This window comes from Streptomyces sp. NPDC002577 (assembly GCF_053594815.1).
Genome location: NZ_JBSFWK010000008.1, coordinates 130,573 through 141,074 on the forward strand (window position 1 = coordinate 130,573; position 10,502 = coordinate 141,074).

General features: G+C 69.6%; 7 protein-coding genes. All 7 read left to right on the plus strand.

Annotated features, from left to right (window positions below; genetic code table 11):
• Positions 1-20 precede the first annotated feature (20 nt).
• The 7 genes from ACWD4J_RS14310 to ACWD4J_RS14340 are packed head-to-tail and all read left to right on the plus strand — an operon-like array spanning position 21 to position 10,495.
• On the plus strand, positions 21-299 hold the full coding sequence (locus ACWD4J_RS14310; protein WP_451395649.1) for a hypothetical protein: 279 nt from the start codon (positions 21-23) through the stop codon (positions 297-299).
• On the plus strand, positions 296-7,111 hold the full coding sequence (locus ACWD4J_RS14315) for an eCIS core domain-containing protein (protein ID WP_451395650.1): 6,816 nt from the start codon (positions 296-298) through the stop codon (positions 7,109-7,111). Before ACWD4J_RS14310 ends, ACWD4J_RS14315 begins: the two co-directional genes overlap by 4 nt.
• 14 nt (positions 7,112-7,125) lie before the next feature.
• On the plus strand, positions 7,126-7,722 hold the full coding sequence (locus tag ACWD4J_RS14320; protein WP_451395651.1) for a hypothetical protein: 597 nt from the start codon (positions 7,126-7,128) through the stop codon (positions 7,720-7,722).
• A complete protein-coding gene (locus tag ACWD4J_RS14325; RefSeq protein ID WP_451395652.1) occupies positions 7,722-8,405 on the plus strand; it encodes a hypothetical protein in 684 nt (227 codons plus the stop codon). The genes ACWD4J_RS14320 and ACWD4J_RS14325 overlap by 1 nt, the downstream gene beginning before the upstream one ends.
• A gap of 10 nt (positions 8,406-8,415) precedes the next feature.
• Positions 8,416-8,793 carry a hypothetical protein gene (locus tag ACWD4J_RS14330; RefSeq protein WP_451395653.1) on the plus strand — a complete coding sequence of 126 codons (378 nt, stop codon included), beginning with the start codon at positions 8,416-8,418 and terminating at the stop codon, positions 8,791-8,793.
• Positions 8,786-9,925, plus strand: a complete 1,140-nt coding sequence (locus ACWD4J_RS14335) for a hypothetical protein (RefSeq protein WP_451395654.1) — start codon at positions 8,786-8,788, stop codon at positions 9,923-9,925. The genes ACWD4J_RS14330 and ACWD4J_RS14335 overlap by 8 nt, the downstream gene beginning before the upstream one ends.
• 33 nt (positions 9,926-9,958) lie before the next feature.
• Positions 9,959-10,495, plus strand: coding sequence for a phage baseplate assembly protein V (locus tag ACWD4J_RS14340; protein ID WP_451395655.1), 537 nt, complete (start codon positions 9,959-9,961; stop codon positions 10,493-10,495).
• The last annotated feature ends 7 nt before the right edge of the window (positions 10,496-10,502 follow it).

Genomic DNA, 10,502 nt, shown 5'->3' on the forward strand with positions numbered 1-10,502 from the left:
ACAGGGACATGAGCAGGGGCATGAGCAGGGAGCCGAGCGAGATCCGGGTGGAGATCGGTGAACTCGCCCTGCACGGCTTCCGCGTGGACCCCGAGCGGGTCTCGGCCGCCTTCGAACACGAGCTGACCCGGCTGATCCAGGCCCACGGCGTCCCGCTGGCGGCGGACGGCGCCCTGACCGTCGACGCGCTGTCCGGACTGCCGCCCCTGCCCGCAGGGCTGTCCGCGCGGCGCCTCGGCCAGGAGCTGGCGCGGGTCGTGCACGAGGGCCTCAGCGGCTTCGGGGAGGTGGCGCGGTGAGCAACTCCCAGACCCAGGACGGCCGTTCCGAGCAGGCGGCCGAACAGCGCCGCCGCAAGCGCAGAGAGCGCGCCGCGAAGTCCCGTGCGCCGGAACCCAAGGACATCGTCAGCGGCGCCGGGCAGCCCCTCGATCCCGGCGTACGACGGGAGCTGGAGGAGCAGCTCGGCCACGACCTGAGCCGCGTACGCCTGCACACCGACCGGGACGCCGGGCAGCTGACCGAGCTGCTCGGCGCCGACGCGGTCGCCGTCGGCCAGGACGTCTTCTTCCGCGAGGGCGCCTTCAAACCGGGCACGGACGAGGGCCGCCGCCTCCTCGCCCACGAGCTCCTGCACACCGTGCAGAACCCGCACGGCCTCGGAACCCTGCGCGCCGGCCGCGAACTCGGCGCGGTCAGCCTGCCGCAGCAGGCGATCGAGCGGGAGGCGGAGTCGGCGGCCCAGGATCTCGTTCGCCCGTCGGCGACCGGCCCCGAGCAGCCCGCGCCGGAGGTGGCGGAGGACCAGGCCACACCCGGCTGGCTGCGCTACGCCACCGTGGACGCCGACCGCAACCGTGCCGAGGCCATGGACCCGGCGACCCTCGTCGACCGGCTGGCCAACTCCGTCGTGCGGTCCCTGCGCGGCGACCCGGAAGACCTCTCCCAGCGCACCCGCAAGCAACTCTCTCGACTGCCCGAGGAGTTGCTCGACGGCGTCCTCGTACGCCTGGAGAACCGGCTGCTCGCCCCGGAGCACGACCGGGTGCTCGACCTCGTCGACGAGATCGAGGCGTACGACGACCATGCCGACGACCTGGAGCGCAATGCGCACGACGCCCCAGAGATCGAGCCGGACGTGGCGGAAGACGTGCGCACCGAGCGCGAGAACGCGCTGCGTGCGGTGGAGGAACAGCGGGCGGAGGAGGATCGGCCGCAGCTCGCGCCCGGGCCGGAGAAGGAGCAGGCCGACGAGGAGGGCGCGGCCGGCAGTACACCGCGGAACGGCGGGACGCCGGAGAACGGGACGACTCCGGAGGGCGGAGGCGCGCCGCGAGGCTCGGGGCAGAGGGCGCCGGGAGCGCAGGGGGCGGCGCCTGGTGTGCCTGCACCTCAGAAGCAGCAGTCCTCGTCGTCTTCTGCTTCTGGTGGGTCGTCGGGCGGCGGGCAGCAGGGCGAGAAGCAGTCCGTGGACCCGACGGGCCGGTCGGCGGGCCACGAGAAGGGCGGAGAGCAGGCCGAGGAGGGGGACAAGGGCGGTCAGGAGGAGACCGAGCAGAAGGAGACGCCCGCCGCGAGCAAGGAGGAGTCCGCGGCGAAGAACCGCCCTGGCGCGGCCGAGGCGGCCGTGGCCGGACGACAGCTGAACCAGCAGGACAGGCGGGGCCAGCAGCAGCCGACCGGCTCACCGACCATGTCCGGCAAGGACACCCCGCTCCCCGGCGCGTTCAGCACCCTCGACGGCACACGCACCCAGGACCTCGACGGCCGGGAGGAGAAGACCGACGAGGACCCCTTCGGCTCCGGCAGCGACTCGGAGGTCGAGGTCGGGGGAGAGGAACCGAGCGCCTGGGACGTCAAGCTGCGGCCGGAGGACTTCGTACCGGAGCAGGACCTCGAGGTGTCCGCCGTACCGACCGCGGACGAGCTGGACCCGTCGTCCGCCTCCACGGCCCAATCCGCCCCGTCTTTCCCGGCCCCGGCGCCGACCAGGGCCGAGCAGGTGCAGGCCGAGCGCGAGGCGGAGGACGCCGAGGACACGGCGGCGGAGCCCGACGACGAAGCGGCCGAGTCCGACACGGAGCCGGAACCGTCGGCGGAGGAGACCGAGGGCAGCCCGGACGGCGGTGCCGGGCCGGACGGTCTCGCGGTGGAGCAGGCTGCTGCGGCACCGCACGTGCCGGGCAACCGGGACCCCAAGAACGGCGACGACCCCAAGGCGGGCCCGGTCGCCGCGCAGACCACGGTGCAGGAGGCGCCGGGCAAGGCGGAGGGAAAGTCCGAGGGCGGCAGCGAGGCCAAGGAATCGGCCGCCAAGGAGGAGACGGGCACCGCCGCGGCGGGCGACAAGGGGACCGGCGGCCAGGAGAAGGAGTCCCAGAAGGCGACGGGTGGCCAGTCGGCGCAGGGCGACGCCGCGGCGAAGGCGTCGGGCGGCGCGGGCGCCGGTTCGGCCGATGCGGGCGGACCGCAGACGCAGGGGGCGCAGGGCGCCGGGTCCGCGCAGGACGTGTCAGCGGTCGGAGGCGGGGCTACGGCTCCTGGGGTGTCAAGCGGGTCCGCAACCTCTGGTGCTTCCGACGTTTCTGGGCCATCCGGCGGGGAGTCGGCCGGCGAGGCACCGGCGGCACAGGAATCCCGTACAGAGCCGAAAGCTCGTACGCAGGCCCCGGCGCCGACTCTTCAGTCCGCGCCCGCTGCCCCGGCGTCGGAGCCGGCGTCGACGAAGGCGGCCCCGGAGGAGAAGGCCGAGCCGGAGTCCGCGCCCGCGCCGAAGGCGGCACCGACCGGTGCCTCGCGCGGCGGTGGCGGTGGCGGTGGCGCGGCCGCTCCTGCCCGCGGCAAGGGCAAGAAGGACTCCGGACCCGTCCCGAACCTCTCGGGGGTCTCCCCGGAGGCGGGCCTGGCCACGGCCTCGAAACTCAAGCCGCACAAGGCACTTCAGGCCATGGGCGGCGTCGGCGGCGCGGTGGACCGTTCCGTCGGCGACGAGCACGAGGCACTGGCGTCGGCGCCCCCGTCGATGCAGCGCCCGGTGGGCGCGCCGCAGACGCTGGAGGGCCGGCCGGAGACGGACGCTCCGGCCGAGTACTCGCAGGACAAGCCCGAGGAAGCCCAGGCGCCGGAGCAGGAGAACGCCGAGGTTACGGGAGCCAAGGAGCCCGAGGGTCAGATCGAGGCGGAGAAGGCCGAGGAGCCCGGCGGCTGGGACACCTTCAAGATGGCCCTGGGCTTCATCGGCGGCAAGATCGTGAACGGGGTCGCGAGCCTCTTCGGTGCCGACGAACCCGTGGTGGACCCGCAGGAGCTGGCCGCCAAGTTCGCCGGGCTGCCGACCAAGGACGAGGCCCTCAAGCAGGCCCAGGCGGGCAACGCGCCGGGCGTGGAGATGAAGGGCGCGGCGGAGCAGACGGCCGGCGAGCAGGACGGCCATGTCGACGCCAAGGGCCAGGAGACCGTCCGGACGGCCCGTGACGACTCCGGCCGGGGGATGGGCGAGGACCAGGTCTACCCGAACGCGCCCAAGGAGGAGATGACCGCCCAGGTGCCCGGGGCGCAGGGCGGCGAGGGCGTGGCGGTCGAAGGCGGCGGCGCGACGGGCGCCGTACCGCCGGAGGCGGCCTCCGAGGTGGCGGAGCACGAGCAGGGCCCGCAGTTCCAGGCGGCGTTCAGCGACGGCACGAAGAAGATGTCCGACGGCCGGCAGACCAAGGACCGGGACTTCCGCGACTCGCAGGCCAGACACAAGCAGCAGGTGGACGCCGAGATCGCGTCGAACACCGAGTCGCAGGCCGGCGAGCGCGAGAAGGCGATGGGCGAGGTCACCGCCCAGCGCGAGGACTGGCGCAAGGAGCAGGACGAGGAGCTCAAGACCCTCGGCGACAAGAAGACCGAGCGGCACGACAAGGTCCGCAAGGACGTCGAGGACGAGGAGAAGAAGACCGACGACAACGTCGACACGGAGAAGGAGGGCAGCGACAAGAAGATCCAGGACGAGAGCGACAAGGCCGAGCGCGACGCGGAGCAGCAGCGCGACGGCGCCGTCCAGGACTCGGGGAACTGGGTCACCAAGGCCTTCGAGTGGATCAAGCAGAAGGTCATCGAGATCAAGAACGCGATCGTCCGGGTCATCCGGGCGGCGCGGGACGCGGTCATCGGCTTCATCAAGAACTTCAAGGAGACGGTCGAGCGCTGGATCAACGAGGCTCGCAAGAACATCGTCGACGCGATCAAGAACCTCATCAAGGACCTGATCGAGTTCGCGATGGCGATGATCCGGGCGGTCATCGAACTGGCGGACAGAATCCGCACGTTCATCACGAACCTGATCGCGGCGGCCATCGCCCTGGTGAACCGCCTGGCCCAGGCGCTCAAGCAAGCCGTCACAGATCTGCTGAACGCCATCGGCAAGCTCCTGAGCAGCATCCTGGACATCCTGAAGAAGGCGCTCCTGGAGGCGGTCAAGGCGATCGTCGCGGCGGTGAAGGCGGTCCTGGAGTTCGCGTCGAAACTCCTGAGCGCCCTGGGCGCCTGGATGATGATCGCGGTCGACTTCCTCTCCGACCCGGGCGGTTGGCTGAGCGGCGCGAAGAACTCGGCGGTGGACGGCGCGAAGAACCACCTCTTCCGCGAGGTCTCGTCGGCGGTCAAGGCCTGGTTCCAGGAGAAGATCCAGGAGATCATCGGCGTCCCGAAGGCGATCATCGACAAACTGATCAAGGGCGGCTTCTCCCTTGACAGGATCGTCAAGGAGGCCTGGAACGCGGTGGTCCCCCAACTCCCCATGATCATAGGTGAGTTGGTGATGACGAAGGTCGTCGCGAAACTCATCCCCGGGGCGGGCTGGGTCATGGCGGTCATCGATGCCATCCGCACCGCCTGGGGCGCCCTGAGCGCCATCCTCAGCTCCCTCGGAGCAGTCCTCGACTGGCTCAAGGCGGTCCGCGTGGGCGGCGCCGGCCTCCTCTTCGCGAAGGCGGTCGCGGCGGGTGTGGTGGCGCTGCTGGAGGTCCTGTACCAGGCCTTGCTGAACGGTATCGGCAAGTACGTCGCGAAGGTGGGACGTCGGCTGAAGGGCGTCGCCGCGAAGCTCGGCAAGGGCAAGGGGGACAAGCCGGGCGGGGGCAAGGGGGCTGGGGCCGAAGGTTCCGACGACAGGGGCGGTGACAAGAAGCCCCAGGACTCCACCGCGAAGAAGCCGGGCACGGAGGGGACGGCGCAGACGGCTGCGGCGCCGAAGCCGGGCCAGGGCAAGGACGGCGCCCCCGGGAAGCCGAAAACCGCGGGCGAGGCGCAGACGCCCACGGCATCAACGGCCAAGGACAAGAACGGCAGGCCGAAGGACAACGACGAGAAGCCGGATACCAGCCCGACGCCGACCGTGAAGCCCAAGCCGAAGCCGGAACCCCCGGACAGGCCGAAGTCCGAGCCGGAGCCAGGGGCGAAGCCGAAGAAGGACGGGGACTCCACCGCTCCGAAGGACCGGGACAAGGACTCCGCCAGGCCGAAGGACGACGGCAGGGACCCGAGCAAGCCCAAGGACGACACCAGGGATCCGAACAGGCCCAAGGACGACGGCAAGGACACCCCGGGCAGGCCGAAGACCGGCAAGGACCCCGACAGGCCGGGCAGGTCCCGGGACAAGGACGGCGACAAGGACGGCGACAAGCCGGGCAGGCCGAAGAAGAAGGACGACGAAGGCAGGCAGCGGAAACCCGAGCACGAGGGCAGCGGCCCGAAGAAACCGAAGCGCGACAGGCACGAGGACCGGCGGTCGAAGGACAAGGACGCGGAGGAGAAGAAGCAGCAGAAGAAGGACCAGCGGAAGAAGGAGGAGGAGTCGAAGGACTCCAAGGACGCCCGTCTGGCCAAGATCGTCGCGCGCCTGCGGCCACCGATCGGCCGGCTCCTGGGCAAGGGCGTGCAGGGCATGGTCCTTCGCGGCACCCTGGCCGGGCTGCGGGCATGGCATCGGCTCACGAGCCTCACACTCGAGAGTGGCGATGTCGCCGACATCATCGCCCGTCTGAACCCACAGGTGAGGGTGACGCAGGCCCTCACGCTCAGCGAGCGCGAGCTGCTGGATCTCCTGGACGAGGTCGCCTACGAGATCCTTGACGCACCGGTCACAGCGGAAGGCGCGGAGCGGATTGCCGAGGATCCGCAGCGCTCTACGGAGAAGTCCCGTCACTTCCGCGTTCCCGCGGGCGTGGGCTTCGCCTCGGTTGCCCGCTTCATGCGGAGTCAGGGCGACAGGATGGCCGGTCACCAGGACTCCTACGTAACGGATTTCTTCGAGTACGAACACGATTCCGGCGAATCGTCAACCGTCGCCCACTACACGAAGGGTGAATCGGAGCGGATCAGGAATGCGGTGGACCGGAGGATCTACAACTCCTCGGAGACCGCGACGGATTACGCGAACAACCGGGCGGCGGCGGACGATCTGCATTTGCAGCGCGGCCTTGTGAAGCGTCTGAGGCAGGACGGTTCCAGCGAACGAGAACTCCGTTATCTGCAGCGCAAGAACCGGGGCCCCGAGCCCAATGTGGCCGATCGGCTCATGAGCACGGCGCAGGAAGGCCAGGCCCTGGCCGGCGACGTGGAGCAGATGACTCCCGGTGGACGCATTCCTGGTCAGGCGGGGCGGGACGCCGCCTTCTTCGGAACGCTGGCCCTGGCGAAGGAAGCGCATCGCAACCCGCGGGCTCTGGTCACTTCCGGAATGATCCTGCAGATCGCATCGCAAGGAGACCTGGTGGCCGGAGTCACCCCGAGCACCGCCCCCGAGGACGCCCTTGCGAAAATGCAGTCACAGCGGGGCACCGCGTTTCCGATGGGAGACGCGCTCGCCTACCTGCCCATGGAACAGCAGGGCGCGATGAAATCCTTCGGCGATCTCGAACAGCAACGCTCGGAGAACCCTCAGGCGGGAGCACAGGACGAGTTCCGCAGGAAGGGACCGAAGACACTCGCCAACCGTGAAATCCTGGCGCTGCAACTCTGGATAAAATCCCTGGACATCAAAACTGACAGTGGCGGCGAAATAAAGACGAAAGAACAGCTCAGGGAGCAGATTCGCCGGAAGATGGCTGAACTCTACGGACTTTAGGAAGCGAAGAGCGAATGACCGAGCAATACATCCGCAGCCGCCGCCTCGTGCTGCGCGACAGCGGACCCGAAGCCCAGTGGGCGGTGGAGGAGTTCGCCCGTCAGCTCGGCTGGCCGCGCCGGTCGGAGCAAGCAGAGGATCGAGAGGAATGGATTCCCAGGCAGATTGTCTGGGGTGTTGGGCCGGCGATCACGCTTCAATACCAGGAGGACCTGCTCTCCGATCTAGCCTACGTCTTTGTGGTCGGCAGTGACCCCGATGTCGCGCAGAACACCCTGGACATCGCGGAAGCGCGACTCCCGGTATGGGCCCTGTCGAGCCTGGTGGACGCGGTTCGCGGCCAGACGGATCCCGACGAACTCCCCTATGCGATTCATCGGCTTGGTATCGGCGCCCCACGGCAGTTCCACGAGGATGTGTACGCGTGCGTCACGGAAAACATGCGGAGTGACGACCCCGACACCCGGGAGAGCGCGGTCTGGGCCGTGACGTACGAACCCTGGCCCGAGTACGTCGAGCCGTTGCGGGAGCTGCTGAGTCGAAGCTCGGACGACCAGCTGAGCGGAACCGTCAGGAACCTGCTTCTGGAAATGTCGAAGGAAGGGATCTGATGACCCGCTACGCCGACATCCCCAAACCCATCCGCTCCGGAATAGTCGTCGTCAACCCCGATACCGGCACCCCCCAGCGGATCATCGTGCTGCAGTTCAACCCGGACACCCTGGAGCGCAGCGTCTCCCCCCAGTCCGCCGGCGACGGCGGTGACGCCGGAGGCGGAGGCACCGGCAGCGGGGACCGGAACGAGGCCCTCCGGCTCAAGGGCCCCGCCCAGGAGACCTGGAAGTTCACCGCCGAGATCGACGCCACCGACCAGTTCGAGATCTCCGCGCCGGACGGGATCCACCCGCAGCTCGCGACGCTCGAGATGCTCGTGCAGCCCACCGTCGCCCAACTCCGCGCCGCGAGCAGGCTGTCGCAGAAGGGCACCATCGAGATCAGCCCGATCGAGATGCCGCTGACGCTGTTCACGTGGGGAAGCAAGCGGGTCATGCCCGTGCGGCTCACCGAACTGTCCGTCAACGAGTCCGCCTTCGACGTCAATCTCAATCCGATCCGTGCCTCCCTCAGCATCGGCATGAAGATCCTCACCGTCAGCGACCTGCCCGCCGGACACCGCGGCGCCGATCTCTACATGGCCCACCTCGCGCAGAAGGAGCGACTCGCCGCCGCACGGGGCGGCAGCCTCGGCGCGCTCGGGCTCAGCGGAACCAACGCCGTGATCGGAAGGGGCTGAGCAGCACACCATGGCCGACATCGAGCCCTACGAGAACGCCCTGGACGCCATACCAGGGGCCCATCCCTATCCGCGCACCAGCCGCTATCACGACGCCGACATCGGGGTTCACCGTCAGCCCGACGGAACCGAAGTCCGGTACACCAAGCGCCGGTTGCTGCCTCCCCTCGATCAGCGACAAGACGAGGTCCAGCCCCACACCGTCGGGGCCGGCGAGCGCCCCGACCTGCTCGGGCAGCGCTACTTCGGCGACTCCGGCCAGTGGTGGCAGATCGCCGACGCCAACCCCGTATTGGATTCCCGGGAGTTGACGGACGAGCCCGGACGCGTCATCGACATTCCGCTCGCCGGGGGGTTCGGCGGCGGCAGGGGAGACCGGCGTGTTTGATCTGCCCGTGGGGCAGGGCCCCGTCCACATCACGCTCCTCATGGGGCCGAAGCTCACCCGGCCCGTCCCGGCCGAGGTCACCGAGGCCCTGCTGTCCGCCCAGATCACCGTCACGGCGGGGGAGCGGAGCGGCTTTCAGCTCGCCTTCGACCTGACCAAGAACGGGCTGATCAGTCGCAGGCTCCTGCCGGAGGGGTTCTTCGACCCGAAGACCCGGATCATCGTCACCGTCGCCGTCAAGGGCACCCCCGACGTGCTCTTCGACGGGCTGATTGTCCGTCACGAGGTCGGCGCCAGCAACCAGCCCGGCCACTCCACCCTCACCGTCACTGGCGAGGACCTCACCCTCCTCATGGACCTCGAGGAGCGCACCGCCCGTTATCCCAATCTTCCGCCGTCCCAGCGCGTGCTCGACATCCTGCGCCGGTACTCCGACTACGGCATCCGGCCCGACGTCTACACCGAGAAGGTCGCCCAGCCCCCGCACCAGGACCTCCGTGTGCACTACCAGACGCAGACCGATCTGCAGTACGTCACCGACCTCGCCCGCGCCAACGGCTACACCTTCTACCTGGAGCCCGGTCCCAACCCTGGTCAGTCATCGGCCCGTTGGGGGCCGGAGGTCCGCCTCGGTATCCGCCAGCACGCCCTCAACGTCAACCTGGACGCCAATTCGACCGTCGACCAGCTGACGTTCACGTACGACGGGACCGCGAGGGAGGAGCCGCAGGCCCGTTGGCAGGACCCGGGGACCCGGCAGTCGGCCTTGCTGCCGCAACCGTCGATCAGTCCGCTGCGGCCACCCCTGGGCAAGCGGCCCACCCCGGCCCTGAAGCGCAAGACCCTCTCCGGCACCGCCAAGCAGCAGCGCGAGCAGGCCGAGGCCGAACTCCTCGCCCGCGCCGCCGTCTCCGCCGATGTCGTCTCCGGCTCCGGCTCGCTCGACGTCAACCGGCACGGCTACATCCTCCAGCCCCGCCAGCTCGTCGGCGTACGGGGCGCGGGCCGGGCGTACGACGGCGACTACTTCGTCAAGTCCGTCACGCACAACCTGCGTCCGGGCTCGTACCAGCAGAACTTCACCCTCTCCCGGGAGGGCCTGGAAGCCCGCAGCGACTACGTACGGCCGTAAGGCCACGTCCCGACCCATCAGGAGCAGTTCAGCATGGCGGCACCCAGCAATCGCTACCTCGGCAAGTTCCGCGGCCGGGTCGTGAACAACGACGACCCGCTGCGCATCGGCCGTATCACCGTCGAGGTCCCCGACGTCCTCGGTGACGAGCCGTCGACGTGGGCGCTGCCCTGCCTGCCGTTCACCGGGCCCGAGTCGGGGCAGTTCGTGGTGCCGCCGCCGGGGGCGGGCGTGTGGGTGGAGTTCGAGCAGGGGGATCCCAGCTTCCCGGTGTGGACCGGGTGCTGGTACGGCGCCGCCGACGAGCTCCCGCCCGACGCGCGCCGCGAGCTGCAAGCGAACTCGCCGAACAAGCCGGTCGTCGTACAGACGCCCCAGGCGCACAAGATCGTGCTGAACGACACGCCCGGAGGCGAGCAGGGAATTCTGCTCCAGGCCCAGGGTGGCGCGTACATCCGTATCACCAAGGAGGCCGTGGTCATCGCGACCGGCGCAGGCGCCGAGGTCCTGCTGCGCGGCAACCAGGTGACGATCAACGAGGGCCAGTTGACCGTGCTCTCGAAGCGATGAAGGAAGA

What these genes read in the sequence shown, in the direction of transcription:
- ACWD4J_RS14340 (WP_451395655.1), top strand. Translation starts at nt 9,959, where the DNA reads ATGGCGGCACCCAGCAATCGCTACCTCGGCAAGTTCCGCGGCCGGGTC.
- ACWD4J_RS14330 (WP_451395653.1), top strand. Translation starts at nt 8,416, where the DNA reads ATGGCCGACATCGAGCCCTACGAGAACGCCCTGGACGCCATACCAGGG.
- ACWD4J_RS14320 (WP_451395651.1), top strand. Translation starts at nt 7,126, where the DNA reads ATGACCGAGCAATACATCCGCAGCCGCCGCCTCGTGCTGCGCGACAGC.
- ACWD4J_RS14310 (WP_451395649.1), top strand. Translation starts at nt 21, where the DNA reads ATGAGCAGGGAGCCGAGCGAGATCCGGGTGGAGATCGGTGAACTCGCC.
- ACWD4J_RS14325 (WP_451395652.1), top strand. Translation starts at nt 7,722, where the DNA reads ATGACCCGCTACGCCGACATCCCCAAACCCATCCGCTCCGGAATAGTC.